The sequence below is a fragment of the Marinomonas posidonica IVIA-Po-181 genome (assembly GCF_000214215.1).
In the GTDB taxonomy this organism is placed as follows: Bacteria; Pseudomonadota; Gammaproteobacteria; order Pseudomonadales; family Marinomonadaceae; genus Marinomonas; species Marinomonas posidonica.
In genome coordinates this window covers 3,465,537-3,484,419 of record NC_015559.1, presented here as the reverse complement: position 1 = coordinate 3,484,419, position 18,883 = coordinate 3,465,537, and the positions used below count along the sequence as shown (strand labels likewise).

Genomic DNA, 18,883 nt, shown 5'->3' with positions numbered 1-18,883 from the left:
ATGACAAGGAAGGCCATCATCAATGCCGTTTTGTTTCAAACAATATGGTTTGTGTGCCTTCTTACGGGGGCCTTTTGGGCGCTGTTGGCCACGGTTTGTTATCTCGTTTTTCATCATGTCTTCATTATGAAAAACCGTCATGAATGGCGATTGATTGCTGTATTCTTGTTATTAGGTTTTGTTGTTGATGGCAGCCTGTTTCGTCTGTCGCTTTTCACCTCGACGACAGAGCCTTGGACAGCATTAGGTGTGCCGCCAATCTGGCTGCTGTGTTTGTGGGTCAGCGTGGCGACCTTATTTGCCCATAGCTTGTCTTTTTTAAGTAAGCGATATGCATTAGCGGCGTGTTTTGGCTTGGTTGGCCCGACCATGAGCTATTTTGCTGGTGCGAAAATGGCTGGTATTACCTTGGCCTCCCCACTAGTTTACAGCTTGTTAATTGTCGCCGTCTTGTGGACCATGATCTTGCCATTCGGCGTATGGCTGACGGATAAATGGCAACTGACTGATAGGAAGGATTAACATGATGTTGATGTATTCACTTCGTTTTGTGCTCAGCATTGTTATGCTGTTTTTCAATAGTCTGTTGTTTGCAGATACGACGAGTTCTGCCATAGGGCAAGCCTTTAGTTTGGAAACAGGTGATCTGCTATATACGGAAAAACACATCAAATTAGACAAGGCGCAACATCAGGTGATCTATTCTGAGCCGGATGGCACTGTGTTTGCTCGCAAACAAATCGATTTTTCGAACTCCTTAATACGCCCCAGTTTTCAACAGTTGAATGAGCGCAATGGTGAAAGCATTGACGTGCAACAAATTGGCGATGGCTTCCTAGTGCGATACCAAAAACAGAGTGGCAGCGAAGAAAAATCCGACATCATTCGAGATAACGCCAACATGGTCATAGACGCCGGTTTCGACGCTTTTGTTCGTCAATATTGGCAACCTCTGATGTCTGGCAAAGCCATGGACATTGAGTATTTAGTCCCCAGTAAACGAACGACTTTTTCCTTTCGTTTTCAACAGGCTGATTGCTTAGCCGATACCTTATCAAGCGCGGTTTGTTTTACTTTAGCGCCGGTATCTTGGCTGGTCAAAATGGCTGTCGACCCTATTGTCGTGACGTATGATTCAACCACTCTGAGGCTTATGCGTTTTACTGGCAGAGCCAACATCAGTAACACCGCAGGGAAATACCAAAGCGTTGATATTCACTACCAATACCATGACTGAAAATAGAGGATTTAAAGGATGCTTATAACATACAAAAAATGGCTCTTGGTGTTATTGAGCGTATTTACCTTGTCTGCTTGTTCCACGGCAGACGTTTCTATTTACGCCAACAATACGCCGAAATTCGATTTGCAATCCTTCTTTTCAGGCGAACTGCGTGCCCATGGTATTTTGAAGAATCGCAGTGGTGAAGTGATTCGTTATTTCAATGCCACCTTGGACGGTCGCTGGGAAAACGGGGTGGGTACCTTGGCAGAAGTGTTTGTGTTTGATGATGGTGAGATTCAGAACCGTACTTGGACCATGACGCCAAATGAATCGGGGCAATACATAGCCACAGCGAATGACGTGGTGGGCACAGGGAAAATCAACATCGCGGGCAACGCCTTATTTATGAAATACGTACTGCAAGTGCCTTACGATGGCGACATTATTGAGGTCACGGTTGACGATCGCATGTACATGGTTAAAGACGGGGTGGTGATCAACGAATCCGTGATGACCAAGTTCGGCTTTGAAGTGGGTTACTTGTCTATAGTGATTGAGAAGGTGTAATTCGATCTTGCCTTTACTGTTTTTGAGCGAGCAGAGATTTAGGTGAAAAACCATAATAGCGACTAAACGCCGCGCTGAAATTGGAAGCGTGTTGATAGCCGACAAAGTAAGCGGTTTGAGACACATTGCTGCCGGTCATTAATTGTTCCCAGGCTTTTTCCATACGAATTTGCAAAAGCAATTGGTGTGGTGACAATTGATAGATGGCTTTGGTGCCTTGTTTGAGCTTACTTTCGCTGATGCCAACCGCCTGACATACGTTGGCGAGGGTGATGGGAAGGGACATATTTTGAATCATATATTGTTTTGCTGAGATGATTTTCGCTTCGTCTCTGTGGTGAAACGCCGGTTGATATTGTTGGCGATCTTCCTGCAATAACGACAATTGTTCACTTAATAAATTCAGTACTAGAATGTGCTTCTCTAAAGGTCGCTCTGGTTGATTCGAGTGCATCAACGTCATCAGTCGTTTTAAGTAATGCAAGGTGTTCGGGCTGGTGAGTGCATGTTGCTGCTGAGTAGGATAAGCGACATCCTTGGCTTCTTTGGGGAATGGAATACTAAGACGATCAAATGAGCTTCCGCTTATGAGTATCCGAAACTGATCGATTTTTTGCCCTTCTTGATATATTCGCTCTCCTTCGCTATTGCCAAAGGTCGTCAATGTGGCGTGGTTTGCCGAAAAGACCAAGTCGTCTGCTAAGGCACTTTTGCACTGATAAATAGATTGTCCGGATAAGCCAAACGTTAAACTCAATCTTGCCTCTGAGGTTTCAATCTGGCTTTCTTCAACGAAATTTTGGCTGGCGGTATAACTTGAATAAGCAATGGCGATGCCGGGTTCGATGACTTCTCTATCGACGTAACAAGCGCCTAATGCTTCCGGTAAGAGCTGCCTTTGACGACCATTTAATGGCTGATCCACCGAAATAATGTCGTCTTGATTCACTCTATACGTCATCGAATATTCCCATTTCACACCTGCTTACCGAAATGAATACGTTTTATGTCGGATTGCATAAAAATACAAATGATAATCAATAGTAAAAAATACTAGCATAGTTTCCTCTGATTTCGATAAGTGAAATGGATTGAGAGGATGAACACAACATGCGACTAGTAAAACCACTTGGGTGGCGAGTGTTTTGTCCTTTTATCCGTTTAAAAGTAAGGAGAAGTAAAGTGTCAAACGATCAAACTCTTAAGCCAAGTGCTCCTAAAAAATGGAAAGCCATGCTGTTGGTTTGGCTTACGATTTACCCTTTATTAAACCTGTTTTTTCCCTTGCTCGACCCCTATATAGGTCAATTCAATTTACCATTGCGCTTGCTCATTATGACGATCATTATTGTCCCCATTATGAGTAGCATTTTGGCATTTCTGAATAAAAAATTGTTTACTTGGGTGAGAACTTAATAGGGTAAGCCAAGCCCGTTCTAGAAGAGCGTAGAAGAGCGTAGAAGAGCGTAGAAGTGCGTTGGCACTCCTCGCATCATTGATCAGAGGGCGCATTATTTGTCGGGCAGGTTATGGGGGGCTTGAGTTTTTCCATCCGTGCCTTCTTGAATAAAAAGTTTGTTCAATAGTGAAGCTCGGTATAAATCATCATACTAACCAAAAGAAAGCTTGACTGAAAAGGCTGTATCATTCCAATATAAAATGGATTTATGTCAACGGACCTAAGAGGGCGGAGTCCCTATGAAAAAGACAAGATTTTCGCTGGTACTATTGCTTAGCTTGTTGTTGAGTGCTTGTTCGTCATCCTTTGTCTATAACAACCTTGATTGGCTTTTGTATTGGTATGTAGATGACTATATTGAGTTGACCGCAGAGCAAAAGGCGCTTTTGGATGAGCGTATTGATTCATGGCACGCTTGGCACCGCTCGGTAGAGCTGAAAACCTACCGGACTCAGCTTAATACTCTTAGAGCACAACTCCAGAAAGGCACCCTTGACCAGAAGCAATGGTTGCAAGTGTTCAATGAGGTACAACAGAGCGTTCAACGTTTGCGGGATAAAATCGCGCCAGAATTGGCCGTACTGGCACCGCAATTGTCAACTTCACAGCTAGAAGACTTTTTATCGGAATGGCAGAAAAACCGAGAGGAAAGACAATCCAGAGTGGCGGCGGAAAGCAAAGAAGAGCGTTTAGCAGATCGACAAGAAGATCTGACAGAACGAGTGGAAGAGAATATTGGTAAGCTGACACCAGAGCAAAGACAAATCCTACAGCGCTATGTGCCGCAATTCATGTCAACCTTTGAGTTGAGAATGGCGTATCAAACGAGGCTTCAAAAGACGATTAAAGACCTGTTTGTGAATAAAAACTCACCACAATTCCCCCAACAACTGAGTGACATCATTACCAATCCTGAGCAATATAAAACGCCGCAACACAAGGCCGCTTCTGAACATAATAAAGCCTTATATGCCCAAATGCTGGCCGACCTAAATACCTCGTTGACCGAAGAACAGCAACAAACACTCGATAACAAACTCCAAGAATGGCTGCAATTTTTGAATGGTTTGATTTGAATTCTTTTAAGGTTTGTTTATTTTTTTGAGAGGCCTTAGGTGCCTCATGATTTCCTAGGCTAAGGCAACCTTTCGAAAACCTTCGATGAAGAAATCCGCTTCTGATTGGGTCAAACAAAGCGGTGGTCGTAATTTCAATGTTGACCCTTGTTTACCCGCTGCTCCAGCGAGTATTTTTTGCTCTCGTAAGCGGTCTATCACCTGAATGGTGAGTTCGGCACTGTGTGTACCTTGGGCTTGGATATCAATGCCGAAAAACAATCCTGAACCACGTATTTCACCAATAATGGATGACTGTTCTGCTATGTTGATAAGACGAGTTTTAAGGTTATCACCGAGAATACGTGCATTGTCTTGCAAGCGTTCGCTTTCCAACGTATTTAATACCGCCAGGCCCGCCGCCGCGGCAACCGGATTGCCACCAAAAGTATTGAAATAACCCACATCATGACAATAGGCATCCAATAAGTGGGGGTTGGTCACCATGCCAGCCATGGGAAAACCATTGCCCATGGGTTTGCCCATAGTGACGATATCTGGCACCACACCGTGGGCTGAAAACCCCCAAAAATTCTCACCAGTGCGGGCAAAACCCGGTTGAACTTCATCGGCAATATAGACGCCGCCAGCACGATGAATAACCTCGACGGCAGAATGTAAAAATCCATTTGGATGGCTAAAGACTCCGTCAGAAGAGAAAATAGAGTCTAATAATAATGCCGCGACCTTAATACCGCGCTGTGAGAGCTCATCGATAGCAGCTTGTACACGATTGGTAAATCCTTGTTCAATATCTGCGCCATAGTTTTGAACAGAGGGAGCCGGAATCGCTATCACATGATTCGGCAAGGTTTCATTTTTTAAACTGGATGGCGACACTTGCGTAACAAAGGCGGTATTACCATGGTAAGCACACTCTGTCACGATAAAGCCCGTTCCTCCCGTTGATTTACAGGCCAGTCGCATGGCCAGATCATTGGCCTCACTGCCTGAGCAAGTAAGCACCACATTAGACAAAGAGGCGGGAAATGTCGCTTTGAGCTTTTCCAGATACTCATCAACAATGGCCACAATATAACGAGTATTGGTGTTTAATTTGGACAGTTGTTGAGAGACGGCCTCAATAACCGCAGGGTGACAATGACCAATACAAGGAACATTGTTGTAGAAATCTAAATATTGACTACCATCAGCGGCTGTCATCCAGGCCCCTTTTGCGGAGACCATTTCGATTGGTTCACGGTAAAAAAGAACCGAAGAGGCTCCGACATTGTTCAACCTACGTTGCACCGCACCGCTGATCTTAGATTTATCTCGGTCAAATGCATTCATGTCGAGGATTTGTGCTGGTTTGTTTGATTTCGGATAGAAGTCCGTCATGCTTACCTCCGGTTTTGATTCTCGACAGTCGCCAGATTATCTAGATAGGCCTTTGCCAAGGTTACTGTACCTTGAGTAAATTTGCCTAGGCCAACGTCTTTTGCTGTTTCCGTCTCTGAATGGCTAGCAACCCAAGCGGTTAATAACAAACGACGAAACAGAATAAAGGTAGGAATCATGGCTTCATGCTGCAAGGATAGCTCTCGTACCGATCGATAACCCTTTAGCCAAGCCGCCTGTAAATCAGTAATATAGGCTTCCTCTTCATGGAAAGAGATGGCGGCAGCAAAGTCATACATAAACCAGCTAAAGCCACAGTCATCAAAATCGATCACAGATAACTGACCGTCATCGATCAAGAGATTCGCTAGTCGCAAATCAGCATGGATTAAACCAAAGCGATCCGCTCCTTTACCATAGTTTGCGAGCTTATGTTGCAAGACAGAACACAGCTGTTCCAGTAAGTTTTCCTGTTCTGGTTGTAAATCCAGAGCATGGCGCCAGCTACCCCATAATGGGGTGTCGCCCAATGCTGTGTCATAGGTCCAGCTCTTGCGCACAAAATGCTCTGGTAAGGGCCAATTTAACGCATGATTATGAAGTCTTGCTGATATGGCACCAAGGGTTTCGAATCCTGAAACTAAATTGTCATCCGCTTTAGGTTCTTCGCCATCTAAAAACTCAAAGGCAACTACATGTCTTTGTTGGCCTGAGTCCATAAAAGAACCTATCAATAAGCCATCGGTGCGTTTAATTGGTGCTGGCGCCTTTACTGTGCCACTTTGGGTTAAAGCTTGGAGCCAGTCGAGTTCGGAGCGAATTTCCTCAAAAGTATGGTAGTCAGGTCGGTGTACTCTAATAATGATGGGGGCAAATTGGTGTGGATCGCGCACCAGAAAAGTGGCGTTCTCAGATAAGGTTAGTAGCCTAACTTCAGCCATCTTACTGATGCCCCATGACGGAAGTAACCCGTATAGACCTTCTTTAATGCGTTCAATAAAGCGTTCGTTATACACACTCAATCTCCCTTATTGCACATTTATTCATCAATAAACAAATTTTTCATGGATGAATTTTATTGAATGACTCGCTTGAATCATCTCTTGCAATGTTAATTCCAATGTGTGAATTTTGATTAAATATTAATCAGATAAGCGAGGTTGTTTCAGCATGTTTGCATCTCTTTCTGGAAAAGTGGCTATAGTGACTGGTGGATCAAAAGGCATAGGCAAAGGTATTGCTGGTGTGTTTGCGAGACAAGGTGTGAAAATTATGATTGCGGCTCGTGGTGAGCAAGATGCAAAGAACGCAGTGGAAGACATCATCGCTGATGGCGGTCAAGCCGACTATTTTCTATGTGATGTATCGAATTGGCAGGAGGTGCAAGCCTTGCTATCGAAAACGGTTGATTCGTTTGGACGAATTGACATTCTGTGTGCTAACGCCGGTATTTTTCCACAAAAGAAAATGACTGAACTGTCCCCAGATGACTGGGATGAAGTAATGTCGACTAATCTGAAAAGCACTTTTTTGACGGTAAAAGCTTGTTTGCCTTATTTTGAGAAAGCAGGACAGGGGCGTGTCATTGTCACATCATCCATCACTGGGCCAGTAACAGGTTATCCGGGTTGGTCTCACTATGGTGCATCCAAGTCAGGTCAATTGGGATTCATAAAAACCGCAGCGATGGAATTAGCGCCATTTAATACCACTATTAATGCGGTGATGCCAGGTAACATCCTGACCGAAGGGCTTGCTGATTTGGGGGAAGATTACCTTAAGGCCATGGCTGCTTCGATCCCATTGAAACGGCTTGGTTCGGTTGAGGACATAGGTAATGCTGCGTTGTTTTTCGCGACTGACGAAGCCTGTTACATCACAGGTCAGCAAATTGTCGTAGATGGTGGTCAAATATTGCCAGAAAGCTTGGATGCGATAAACGAAATGTAATCATCATTGGATCTTGTTCTCTCTGGTCATTTAGACCCTTTAATGAATACCGCGAAAAATTAGACCTTCCACTATTTTTGTCTGGGGATGGAGAGCCTTATCCCGCTCTGCTGGGCGGAATAAGACTTCTCTGATGATAAGGCTTCTTTAAGCACGTTGTAAGGACGTGATAATCACACTCAGTAGAATAAGCCCTGCGCCGATTATCTGCAGTAAGGTGAGAGATTCATTTAACCAGAGTAACGCAAAAAGAGCGCCGAACAGGGGTTCACTTCCCATCAACAGCGCAACACGTGTCGGAGATGTTCTTCTGACAGCATAATTTTGAACGTAAAAAGCAAACAGGGTACAAAATAACACAAGGTAAATAATGGTCACCCAGAACTCATATTCATAGGGAAGGGACACTGAATTGTCAGGAAGTGATGCGACTAAGACAAGGCACGCCACGCCGGCGACAACCAAAGATTGAATGGCCGTCAGCGTCGTGGTGGTAATGGCTTTATTTTCCGTAAAGCGTTTGGTTAACGTGACCATACAGGCACGAAGCAAAGCGGCGGCTAAAATAAAGTAATCTCCCACATTGAGAGACAGTGTTTGATTTTGTTTTCCGGTCAGTAAAAAAACGCCGAGCACACTGACACCGCATAGTGTCATTAGCCACAGCAATTGTTTGGCTTTTTGTTGTGATAAAAGGGCTTCTAAAATGGCCGTGAAGATAAGCGACAAACTGATTAAGAAGGCCGCGTTTGACGCGGTAGTATAGGCCACACCATAGACTTCACAGAAAAAGATGGCCGACAAAATGAGCCCTGTAGGTAGGGCGACTCGCCAATCCCTATTTCGTCCTAAACGAAAATCTCTGACAATCATCGGCAATAGGCAAAGAAATGTCATTGAAAAGCGAATAGCGATAAAGACCAGAACACTGGTGTAAACCAAAGCACTTTTGGTTAACCCATAACTGGTTCCCCAAAATATCGCCACCAGTAATAGCAAACACTCTGTGAGTGGGAACCGACGCTCTGGTTTATTTGCTAGGCTAGTTGTCATTTCCACTTTGTGGAACTCCTTGATAAGCATTGACTCGGAGAGTATCTATAATTAGCTTACGGTAAACAATATGGCTAATTTGCAAAGGATTTTTGCGTTATGGACATGAATCAATTGATTCCACTGCTTCCCGAAATGGCAATTTTTGTTAAGGTTGTCGATTCTGGTGGCTTCTCTAAAGCATCCATTAAACTGGGCATGGCACCTTCCTCTGTCAGTCGATCCATTACTCGTTTGGAAAATACGCTAGAAGAAAAACTGCTGCAAAGAACAACACGGCAGATGAAATTGACCGCGACAGGTCAAGACGTGTACAACCTTTGTTGTGACATGATGCACTCGGCTCAATTGGCCATATCGGCGGCACAATCGGATAAAACTGAAGTGTCTGGCGTATTAAGAGTGGCGGCTCCCAAGGCGCTTTCAAAGCAGATACTCATGCCAATGGTATTGGACTTTATGCAAGCCTTCCCTAAGGTGGTTCTGCAACTGAAAGTGGTCGATCACTATATTGATCCAATCAGTGATGAAGTGGATGTCATCATTCGTATTACAGATAACCCAGCGCAAGGGTTAATAGGGCAAGTGTTAGGACATTGTCGTTTGGTATTGTGTGCTAGTCCTGACTATCTAAAACAGCATGGTGTTCCTGATCACCCTAATGACCTGATTTCACATAATTGTCTTTGTCTTGGGGAAAACCCGTTGGATAGGGTATGGGGATTTACAAAAGACAATAAAAAGATGTCTATTAATGTTCGTGGCTCATTTTCTGTTAATCATAGTGAAATACGTCGTGAAGCTGTGTTAAAGCATATCGGCATCTCTGTGTTTCCCGAGTTTTCGATTCAAGACAAACTTGAATCGAATGAGGTCATCGAGATTCTCAAGGATTGGCATGTTGATGGTAATTATCAAGGGGACATCGTTGCGCAATATGCTCAGTCCAAATACATTCCCAAACAGATTAAAGCCTTCGTGGATTTCCTTAAAGATCGATTTAAGCCATGATGAGTCCGCAATCACCGAGTAAGGTTTTCAATGAGGGTCATGAGATCCTTCTGCTTCCACTATTTGTAATGCGGCTTTTGATGTTGGTCGTGCGTCTACCCAATGGAAGAAATATTCTTCTTTCACGATTCTTCCATGCTCAACGTTTGGGTGTGCCGCTTTGTAAAGTCAATGACGCTAGAGGTATCCCGTTAATCTCTTGAAAGCCTTTTGGTGATGGCCTTTTTCCAGGCCGGTGCTAATTCTTTAATAAGAAGTGCTTGCTTAAATATGTCTTGAGCACCGTCATACTGGCGATCAAAGTAAGCTTGAAAGAGTGTTTTTATACTAATGGCATCTGGCTGTTGATAAATCCGTATGAGTTGATTGCCGACTTCAATGTCACCCTCTTGAATCACTCTAAAATACACCCCTGTGCAGTAGCTTTCGATAAAGCGTTTAGGCGCTTTAGGGTTATTTAGCGCAATACCAAGCTTGTAGCAGGGCATACGCGGTTGGCTCACTTCTAAAATGCAGCCACCTAGTTGAAAGCGATCGCCAATATAGATGTTTGATTCGTTTAGCGACGTAACAGTGAGGTTTTCACCAAAGATACCGATTTTCAAACTTGAATCTTCAAGCTCGGTGCGCCAGTAATCGTAATAGTCATAAGAAAATGCGTATACGGCTTTATGAGGTCCGCCGTGATTTTCCAAATCGGCTTGTTCATCGCCCTCTATGTTTTCTTTGTTGACTGTAAACTTTCCTTTTATCGGCTCCTTGAAAATCCCTGTTGAGATGCTTTGTCCCTTATAGGTCACTTGTTTAATTTTTGACACATTAATCGACATAAGTTGCATCATATTCTCCCAATCGTTCATTTTACTTTTTCTATGTCTTTTAAACCGAGCAATATTGAGGCTGCTATAAACAAACTGCCGGATATTTTATTTAAATATTGCCCCGCCCGAGAACGAAGCTTGCGGGCGAAATAGTCAGCACATTGACCATAAAAGCATAAGAATGAGCCATCAATAACAAGGTAGGTAATGCTCAGTATTAGGAATTGAGGCGCAAGGGGTTCCGATTCAGAGAGAAATTGTGGAAATAGGGCCGCGAAAAAAACAATCGCCTTGGGGTTCGCTGCCGACGTGATGAAGCCTTGCCAGTATAGAGATCGCAGCGAGCGGAGTGGTTGGGATTCAATACTGGCGCTCTTAGAAAAAAACAATTTCAGCCCTAAATAGGCTAGATAAATGACCCCCGCCCATTTCACTATGATGAAGTAGTCATAAGAGGACTGAAGAATACTCGCTAGACCAACCGAGGCAGCTAGCATTTGTAGAAAGTTGGCTGATAAATCCCCCGCGGCTGTTGCTGTAGAGCGCGCAAACCCGTTATTGAGACTATTTGATAACATGAGAATATGACTTGGGCCAGGTGTACACATAAAGGCGAGAACGGTTGCAAAATAAACGAGCCAGACTGAAGTTGACATAGAGAATTCCTATAAATTGGTGAATTTGAGCTGGGTGTATTAAGTAAGATATGATGCTAACGTAAATTATTTTGTCTTAATGTATTTATAAAGCCATAAACTATCGATAAGTTGCCATTCTATGCACATCAATCAAGACATACAGAAATTTGGTCATAAGCAGGTGATGTCCATGGCGAAATGGATGGCGGCGGGCGTTACTGAAACCTTACATGAACATACATGGCACCAAGTGCTTTTTCCTTCTTCTGGGTTGCTTCAATCCACGGTCGGTGACAAAAGCTTTATTGTTCCACATAACGGGATGTTGTTTATTCCGGCCAATACGCCTCACAAGTCGATTGCTGTCACACACACTGAGTTTTTAGCGATTTATTTAAACCCAGACAGTAAGGTGGACTATAAAAGCGAAGACAAATCTTGTTTCGTGACACCGTTTTTAAAAGAACTGATTTTACTGATCGTGGCGCGAGGGTTAGATGAATACTCTGAAGAAATGATCACTCATTTATTAGAAGTGTTACATGACCAAATAAGATTGGCCGACAGCTACGAGATACCTTTGCTTATCCCTGAAGATAGAAGACTCAAGACGATATTTTCGGCGTTAAATGCTCAGCCGGATTTGCCATTCACATTAGACGACTGGGCGGACAAAATAGGTGCGTCACAGAGAACCTTATCGAGACTGTGTGCGAAAGAATTTAATTTGTCGTTTTCATTGTGGCGACAACATATTCGATTGGTGCTGTCGTTACAGCGGTTAGAAAAAAAGGCCTCCATTCAAGAAATAGCATTGGGGTTAGGTTATCAATCGGATGCGGCTTATAGCCATGCATTCAAAGGGTTGTTTTCACTGACACCGAGTCAATATCGTAAACGCCACTTGTTAGCTCATCATTAATGTATTGCCACGCAAAAGCGACTATTAATCCACTTGGCCAATTGGAAAAGAAAGCCAATAAGAAACGATGAAATCGCGCTCGGGCACCCTCAAAAAAAAAACCACTACGTCATTTAACGTACCTCCATAGGGTAATTGGCGCATATCCCCGGTTCCTATTTTTTTGAATACTGGACAGACTGCTCACAAGGTCTTAATAACATGATAACTCGTGCCTCTGTGAACAGCCCGAATGCATCAAAAATCACAATTAGGACGACTCCATGAAAATTAAAACCCTTGCTTCAGCGATTGCCCTCAGTGGTGCAACGCTTATTGCGTTTCCTTCTCTCGCCGCCGATACCATTAAGGTCGGTGTACTTCATTCCCTTTCTGGCACCATGGCCATCTCGGAAACCACGTTGAAAGACACCGTTCTGATGATGGTAGAAGAACAGAACAAAAAAGGTGGTTTACTGGGTAAAAAATTAGAAGCTGTGGTGGTTGACCCTGCTTCTAACTGGCCTTTGTTTGCAGAAAAAGCGCGTGAATTGCTTACTGAAGACCAAGTAGACGTGATATTCGGATGTTGGACGTCCGTCTCTCGTAAGTCTGTGTTGCCTGTCATTGAAGAATTGAACGGTTTGATGTTCTATCCTGTTCAGTACGAAGGGGAGGAGTCCTCTTACAATGTTTTCTACACAGGCGCTGCGCCGAACCAGCAGGCGATTCCTGCGGTGAATTATTTGAAAGACGAGCTGGGAGTAGAGCGCTGGGTATTGGCGGGAACCGATTATGTGTACCCACGTACCACCAACAAGATTCTAGAAGCTTATCTAAAAGACATGGGCGTCGCGGAAGACGACATCATGATCAATTACACGCCATTTGGTCACTCTGATTGGCAGTCCATCGTATCTGACATTAAAAAATTCGGCAGTGCAGGTAAGAAAACCGCAGTGGTTTCAACCATCAATGGTGACGCTAACGTACCTTTCTACAAAGAATTGGGTAACCAAGGGATTTCTTCAGAAGACATTCCAGTGGTGGCTTTCTCCGTGGGTGAAGAAGAACTTTCTGGTCTAGATACGGCCCCATTGGTTGGTCATTTGGCCGCTTGGAACTATTTCCAAAGTGTTGAGACGGATGAAAACGAAGAGTTCATCACCAAGTGGCAAGCTTACACCAAGAACCCAGAGCGCGTGACAAACGACCCAATGGAAGCCACTTTTATCGGCTTTAATATGTGGGCAAACGCGGTGACGGAAGCCGGAACCACAGACGTAGATGCCGTTGAAAAAGCCATGATAGGTCAAGAAACACCTAACTTAACCGGTGGCATTGCGGTGATGAATAAAAACCACCACTTGAGTAAGCCTGTGTTGATTGGCGAAATTCAGGACGATGGTCAATTTGAAACCGTATGGGAAACAGACGGTGTGGTGCCAGGTGATGCTTGGTCTGACTTCTTGCCGGGTTCGAAAGACTTGGTTGCTGATTGGACCGATCCTTTGAAATGCGGCAACTACAACACTGAGACCAAAATGTGCTCAGGCCAAAATTACTAATTTGACCACCCCCAGGGTTAAAGCTTGGCTCCTAGCATGCTAGGAGCCTTTTTTACTGCCCCTCGATTCGATCTATTCCGGAGAATTCTCGTGAACCGTATTTTACGTCTCTGTTTGTGTTTTCTGGTGCTCACCATACCCAGTTTAAGTCTGGCGGTTGAGACACAGAGCTTGCTACAGCAGTTAACCAAGGCCAAATTATCGCAAATGCCAAACATGCTTGAGCAGCTTGAAGCACAAGGAGATGAGACGTTGTTGCCTATTTTTAGGGCTTGGCTGGGTGGAAATTTGTATTATAAACGTGACGATCGCCAGCTGTTGGTAAAACAAAAAATCAATTCAAGTACGCTTTATGTGGATGCGTTTAATCAACAAGTACAAGCGGATCTTACCAGTAAGAAAGTCCGCAAAATTAAAGTGAATAATAAATTAAGAGGCTTGTTGCGAGGCACCATTGCGCGTTTGCAGCTGACTTCAAAGAACACCGAATTACGTCAAGCGGCTGTTCGTGAGTTGATGGCGGACTTGGATGCCGAGACCTTTAACACCTTAGAAGATTTGTATCCCAATGAACCCAATGCATCGGTACAGGAAATGATGCAGACGGCCTTGTCACTGTATGTCGCGAAGGACTCTCAACACAGTCAGAGTGTGCGTTTATCGGCCATTGAGTTTCTTGCTCAGAGTTTGGAAAACGATGTGAGAAATGGGCTGATTGAATTAACCCAAGACACCAACGCCGTCGTCGCCTCGGCGGCGCAGAAAGCGCTGAACAAGATTAATCAGAGTGTTGAACGTTATGCTTTTGTTGACCAGCTGTTCTTTGGCCTGAGCCTTGGCTCAGTACTTTTGTTGGCGTCGATTGGTCTGGCGATCACCTTTGGGGTGATGGGCGTGATTAATATGGCGCACGGTGAAATGATCATGTTGGGTGCTTACACCACTTATGTGGTGCAGCTGATTATGCCGAATTACATTGATTACTCAATTTGGGTAGCGATTCCTGCGGCCTTTCTGGTTTCTGGCTTAATGGGGGTCGTCATTGAACGACTGGTGATTTGTCGATTGCATGGTCGTCCTTTGGAAACCTTGTTGGCGACCTTTGGTATCAGTTTGATTTTGCAGCAACTTGTCCGAACCATTTTCTCTCCTCTAAACCGTCAAGTGTCGACGCCGAGCTGGATGAGTGGCTCATGGGAAATTAATCCTGTTTTGTCCCTTACTTTGAACCGATTGTACATTTTGGCCTTCGCGCTTTTAGTGTTCATTGCTTTGGTGCTGATACTGAAAAAAAGTGCCCTGGGTTTGAATGTTCGAGCGGTGTCGCAAAACCGCAATATGGCCAAAGCCATGGGGGTGAAAACCGAGTGGGTAGATGCTATGACCTTTGGTTTAGGATCTGGCATTGCCGGCATCGCTGGGGTGGCGTTATCGCAATTGACCAATGTTGGTCCCAATCTAGGCCAAGCTTACATCATTGATTCCTTTATGGTGGTGGTCTTTGGCGGGGTGGGTAACTTGTTGGGTACCTTGGTGGCCGCGTTTACCTTAGGCATTGCCAATAAATTCCTTGAGCCAACCACGGGGGCTGTCTTGGCCGCCATTCTGGTGTTGGTGTTTATCATCTTATTTATTCAGAAACGTCCTAAAGGACTGTTCCCACAAAAAGGGAGGGCCGCAGAATGAGTTCATTAATCAGCTGGTTTAAAGCTGGCCGAACGTCTGGCCAATATACCTTACCTTTTGTGGTGATCTTGTTATCCATGACGGTACTGGCTTCGGTGGCGAATCTGCTGCTACCACAGGAGTCCATTTTTTATGTCAGTACCTACAGCATTACCTTGCTGGGTAAATACCTCTGCTATGCCATGTTGGCGTTGGCGGTGGATATTATCTGGGGGTACTGCGGCATTTTAAGTTTGGGGCACGGTGCTTTTTTTGCCTTAGGCGGTTATGCCATGGGCATGTATTTAATGCGCCAAATTGGTGATCGGGGCGTTTATGGTAACCCGATTTTGCCCGATTTTATGGTGTTTCTTGATTGGCAGGAATTGCCGTGGTTCTGGCTGGGGATGGACCAGTTCTGGTTTGCCATGATCATGGCGGTTGTAGTGCCTGGGTTGCTGGCTTTTGTGTTTGGTTGGTTGGCGTTTCGCTCACGAGTCACAGGGGTGTACTTGTCCATAATGACGCAAGCTTTAACTTATGCACTATTATTGAGCTTTTTTCGCAATGAAATGGGCTTTGGTGGTAACAATGGGTTAACCGATTTTAAAGAAATTCTCGGTTTTGATTTGCAATCCGACCTCACTCGAGTGGCGTTGTTTATAACCACCGCTTTGTTGTTGGCGTTGGTGTTATTGGTGAGTCAGCGCATTTTGTCTTCTCGTTTGGGTAAGGTGACGTTGGCCGTCAGAGACTCGGAAGCCCGTACTCGTTTTATTGGCTATCGCACGGAGCGTTATAAAGTCTGGTTGTTCGTTTATTCGGCGGTAATTGCCGGGATTGCTGGTGCCTTATATGTGCCACAGGTGGGGATTATCAATCCTGGGGAATTTTCCCCTATTAATTCCATTGAGATCGTTATTTGGGTCGCCGTAGGTGGCCGAGGCACGCTGATCGGCGCCATTATCGGTGCGTTATTGGTTAATTACGCTAAAACCCGTTTTACCGCGATTATGCCGGATGGTTGGTTATTTGCCTTGGGCGCTTTGTTTGTCTTAGTGACCTTGTTTTTACCAAAAGGCTTGATTGGATTGTACGGACAGATTCAATCGAAGCGCCAAGCCAGTGTGACACAGGAGGCTTCAAAATGAAGGCCATTGATCAGTCTATTCAAGGTTTTAGAGAGACGTTTCGACGTGATTTGGTGTGGCCCTTTTTAGCGCCGGAAAAGATCACGAACGTGGATGTATCAAACCAAATGATCCTATATGTAGAAGGGTTGAATTTAAGCTTTGATGGTTTTAAAGCATTGAACGACCTGAATTTATACATAAAAGATGGCGAATTGCGCTGTTTGATCGGTGCCAATGGTGCAGGCAAAACCACCTTGATGGATGTTATAACGGGTAAAACCACGCCAGACTCCGGTTCTGTTTTCTTTGGGCAAACGCATAATTTATTGAGTAAGGACGAGGCCGACATCGCGCAGTTAGGCATTGGCCGGAAATTCCAAAAGCCGACAGTGTTTGAAGAGCAGACTGTGTTCGACAATTTGGAGTTGTCTTTGAAAACCGATAAGCGAGTGATTCAGACGTTATTTTCTCGTTTGTCGCCAACAGAAATGGATCGCATTGATGAAGTGCTGAACATTATTGGATTGAAAGAGCAGTGTTTTATGAAAGCAGGGGCTTTATCCCATGGTCAGAAACAATGGCTAGAAATTGGCATGCTCCTTGTATCAGATCCTAGGCTGTTATTAATCGATGAACCTGTTGCAGGTATGACGGCGCAGGAAACAGAGCGAACGGCTGAGTTATTAACATCACTGGCTGGAGAGCGAACGGTGATTGTGGTGGAGCATGACATGGAGTTTGTGCGCAGCATTGCTCGTACGGTGACGGTATTACACCAAGGGTCGGTTTTGGCGGAAGGGAGCATGGATCAGATTCAAAGTAATCAGGATGTGATCCAAGTGTACTTGGGCGAAGACGCGATGGAGGCTGAGCTGTGATTAGTATGAAGAAAGTCAGCCAGCTGTATGGTGGCACGCAAATTTTGTGGGATCTGGACTTGGACATAGAGCCCGGCTCGATTACCTGCATTATGGGTCGCAATGGGGTTGGGAAAACCACCTTAATGAAGGCCATTATGGGCTTGTTACCGATTAAGCGCGGCGAAATTTTAATGGCACAAGACGCATTACATAAACAAAGTGCGGAGCAACGTGCCTATGCGGGAATCGGCTATGTGCCACAGGGGCGCGATATTTTCCCGATGTTAACGGTAGAAGAAAATTTGCGCATAGGTTTGCCGGTCAAGAAACGAAAAGACATTCCTGAAAAGGTGTTTGAACTGTTTCCTGTGTTAAAGGAAATGTTGCATCGCCGAGGGGGCGATTTATCCGGTGGCCAACAACAGCAGTTAGCCATTGGTCGGGCGTTGGTGCTGGAGCCAAAAGTGCTCATTTTAGATGAGCCAAATGAAGGTATTCAGCCCAATATCGTGAAACAAATTGGTGATGTTATTTTGAAATTAAATGCGGAAGAGAATCTTACGGTGATTTTGATTGAACAAAAATTGGGCTTTGCTCGTCGTGTCGGCAAAGAATTTCGTTTGATGGAAAAGGGGCGAATTGTGGCCGCTGATAAAATGGAAAACCTCAACGACGAATTGATTAAGCAGTATTTGGCGGTATGACGCTGGCATTAGTAGAAGTAGAAGAAAAGCTTTCAGTGAGTCAGTGGCAAGCGTATTTGCGGTTAGGTTTTACCTATGGTGCCCGCGGGACAGTCTTAAAAACTTGTGACCACAAGGGGCCACTGTATGTGCAGAAGCCTTTTTATCCTGAAGGCAAAGACACGGCACATGTGTATTTATTGCATCCTCCGGGCGGTTTGGTGTCGGGGGACGAGTTGATCATTGAATCACGACAGCAGCCGAACACTCATGTGCTGGTCACCACACCAGGCGCTGGGCGAGTGTATCGTGCTCGACCCGACCGCACGCTGCAATCTCAAACAACCTACCTAAAGGTGCCAAAAGACGCCATCTTAGAGTGGTTGCCACAGGAAACAATTCTCTATCCCGATGCGAATACTCGCTTGGTCAATCAAGTTAATCTGGAACGTGGAGCTCGTTTTATTGGCTGGGAAATAACCTGCTTTGGCTTACCTGCGAACCAGTTGGATTTTGCTCAAGGTCAGGCAGATCAAACTTTTCAGATTAGCATTAATGGGCGATTGAGATTACGTGAGCGCTTACTTATCCATCCCAAAGAGGATGGTTTAATGGCGGCCAAAGCGGGATTACAAGGGTATCCGGTCAATGGTTTTATGGTGGCAGGGACTTTGGATGCATTAAGCGATGAAGATTTAGGGGCGTTACGTTCATTGTGTGAAGAATTTGATGGCTTAGCGGGTGTGTCCCTAGTGGATGAGTTCGTCGTCATACGCAGTTTGAACGCTGACAGTGAAAAAATGAAGCGTTTGTTTATAAGGTGTTGGCAAATACTCAGACCAGCATTAATACATCGACAAGCGTGTGCGCCAAGAATTTGGGCGACGTAATTA

General features: G+C 44.7%; 20 protein-coding genes. 14 read left to right on the top strand and 6 right to left on the bottom strand.

Annotated elements, in window-relative coordinates; genetic code table 11:
* Genes MAR181_RS16085 through MAR181_RS16075 form a run of 3 tightly spaced genes read left to right on the top strand, consistent with a single transcriptional unit; the run spans position 1 to position 1,792 of the window.
* On the top strand, positions 1-522 hold the full coding sequence (locus MAR181_RS16085; RefSeq protein WP_013797661.1) for a DUF2878 domain-containing protein: 522 nt from the start codon (positions 1-3) through the stop codon (positions 520-522).
* Between the two features lies 1 nt (position 523).
* Entirely contained in the window at positions 524-1,237 is a 714-nt protein-coding gene (locus tag MAR181_RS16080) for a hypothetical protein (protein ID WP_013797660.1), read from the top strand.
* 18 nt (positions 1,238-1,255) lie between these two features.
* A complete protein-coding gene (locus MAR181_RS16075) occupies positions 1,256-1,792 on the top strand; it encodes a DUF3833 domain-containing protein (protein ID WP_013797659.1) in 537 nt (178 codons plus the stop codon).
* A 13-nt stretch (positions 1,793-1,805) separates the two neighbouring features.
* On the opposite strand, the gene MAR181_RS18170 is transcribed toward MAR181_RS16075, so the two are convergent.
* Positions 1,806-2,753, bottom strand: a complete 948-nt coding sequence (locus tag MAR181_RS18170; protein ID WP_013797658.1) for a helix-turn-helix transcriptional regulator — start codon at positions 2,751-2,753, stop codon at positions 1,806-1,808.
* A 221-nt stretch (positions 2,754-2,974) separates the two neighbouring features.
* On the opposite strand from MAR181_RS18170, the gene MAR181_RS16065 reads away from it, so the two are divergent.
* Together MAR181_RS16065 and MAR181_RS16060 are read left to right on the top strand one after the other, a co-directional pair.
* A complete protein-coding gene (locus MAR181_RS16065) occupies positions 2,975-3,208 on the top strand; it encodes a putative antibiotic biosynthesis monooxygenase (RefSeq protein ID WP_041651413.1) in 234 nt (77 codons plus the stop codon).
* Positions 3,209-3,490: 282 nt separating this feature from the next.
* Positions 3,491-4,327 (top strand): DUF6279 family lipoprotein, encoded by an 837-nt coding sequence (locus MAR181_RS16060; RefSeq protein WP_013797657.1) that lies wholly within the window; start codon positions 3,491-3,493, stop codon positions 4,325-4,327.
* A gap of 54 nt (positions 4,328-4,381) precedes the next feature.
* Here MAR181_RS16060 and MAR181_RS16055 read toward each other — a convergent pair whose 3' ends face one another.
* Positions 4,382-5,707 (bottom strand): aspartate aminotransferase family protein, encoded by a 1,326-nt coding sequence (locus tag MAR181_RS16055; protein ID WP_013797656.1) that lies wholly within the window; start codon positions 5,705-5,707, stop codon positions 4,382-4,384.
* 2 nt (positions 5,708-5,709) lie between these two features.
* Positions 5,710-6,723, bottom strand: coding sequence for a phosphotransferase enzyme family protein (locus MAR181_RS16050; RefSeq protein ID WP_013797655.1), 1,014 nt, complete (start codon positions 6,721-6,723; stop codon positions 5,710-5,712).
* 154 nt (positions 6,724-6,877) lie between these two features.
* Here MAR181_RS16050 and fabG point away from each other — a divergent pair, with 154 nt between their 5' ends.
* A complete protein-coding gene (gene fabG / locus MAR181_RS16045) occupies positions 6,878-7,657 on the top strand; it encodes a 3-oxoacyl-ACP reductase FabG (RefSeq protein WP_013797654.1) in 780 nt (259 codons plus the stop codon).
* Between the two features lie 147 nt (positions 7,658-7,804).
* Here the strand turns inward: fabG and MAR181_RS16040 are convergent, their stop codons facing one another.
* Entirely contained in the window at positions 7,805-8,710 is a 906-nt protein-coding gene (locus tag MAR181_RS16040) for a DMT family transporter (protein WP_041651906.1), read from the bottom strand.
* A 99-nt stretch (positions 8,711-8,809) separates the two neighbouring features.
* Between MAR181_RS16040 and MAR181_RS16035 the strand changes: the two genes are divergently transcribed.
* Entirely contained in the window at positions 8,810-9,721 is a 912-nt protein-coding gene (locus MAR181_RS16035; protein WP_013797652.1) for a LysR family transcriptional regulator, read from the top strand.
* Positions 9,722-9,912: 191 nt separating this feature from the next.
* Here the strand turns inward: MAR181_RS16035 and MAR181_RS16025 are convergent, their stop codons facing one another.
* Both MAR181_RS16025 and MAR181_RS16020 read right to left on the bottom strand, forming a co-directional pair.
* The gene (locus MAR181_RS16025; RefSeq protein ID WP_216086350.1) at positions 9,913-10,539 is read right to left on the bottom strand and encodes an MOSC domain-containing protein; all 627 of its coding nucleotides are present in this window, start codon (positions 10,537-10,539) and stop codon (positions 9,913-9,915) included.
* Between the two features lie 38 nt (positions 10,540-10,577).
* Positions 10,578-11,198, bottom strand: coding sequence for a LysE family translocator (locus MAR181_RS16020; protein ID WP_013797650.1), 621 nt, complete (start codon positions 11,196-11,198; stop codon positions 10,578-10,580).
* A gap of 121 nt (positions 11,199-11,319) precedes the next feature.
* On the opposite strand from MAR181_RS16020, the gene MAR181_RS16015 reads away from it, so the two are divergent.
* From MAR181_RS16015 to MAR181_RS15985, 7 genes are all read left to right on the top strand, one after another.
* Positions 11,320-12,102, top strand: a complete 783-nt coding sequence (locus MAR181_RS16015; RefSeq protein ID WP_013797649.1) for a helix-turn-helix domain-containing protein — start codon at positions 11,320-11,322, stop codon at positions 12,100-12,102.
* A 263-nt stretch (positions 12,103-12,365) separates the two neighbouring features.
* Positions 12,366-13,649 (top strand): urea ABC transporter substrate-binding protein, encoded by a 1,284-nt coding sequence (urtA, locus tag MAR181_RS16010; RefSeq protein ID WP_013797647.1) that lies wholly within the window; start codon positions 12,366-12,368, stop codon positions 13,647-13,649.
* A gap of 90 nt (positions 13,650-13,739) precedes the next feature.
* Complete coding sequence (gene urtB / locus MAR181_RS16005; protein ID WP_013797646.1) at positions 13,740-15,335, top strand: urea ABC transporter permease subunit UrtB; 1,596 nt, start codon at positions 13,740-13,742, stop codon at positions 15,333-15,335.
* A complete protein-coding gene (gene urtC / locus MAR181_RS16000) occupies positions 15,332-16,465 on the top strand; it encodes an urea ABC transporter permease subunit UrtC (RefSeq protein WP_013797645.1) in 1,134 nt (377 codons plus the stop codon). The genes urtB and urtC overlap by 4 nt, the downstream gene beginning before the upstream one ends.
* Entirely contained in the window at positions 16,462-17,325 is an 864-nt protein-coding gene (gene urtD, locus MAR181_RS15995) for an urea ABC transporter ATP-binding protein UrtD (protein ID WP_013797644.1), read from the top strand. Before urtC ends, urtD begins: the two co-directional genes overlap by 4 nt.
* Entirely contained in the window at positions 17,322-18,011 is a 690-nt protein-coding gene (gene urtE / locus MAR181_RS15990) for an urea ABC transporter ATP-binding subunit UrtE (protein ID WP_013797643.1), read from the top strand. Before urtD ends, urtE begins: the two co-directional genes overlap by 4 nt.
* Positions 18,008-18,880 (top strand): urease accessory protein UreD, encoded by an 873-nt coding sequence (locus tag MAR181_RS15985; RefSeq protein ID WP_013797642.1) that lies wholly within the window; start codon positions 18,008-18,010, stop codon positions 18,878-18,880. The genes urtE and MAR181_RS15985 overlap by 4 nt, the downstream gene beginning before the upstream one ends.
* The last annotated feature ends 3 nt before the right edge of the window (positions 18,881-18,883 follow it).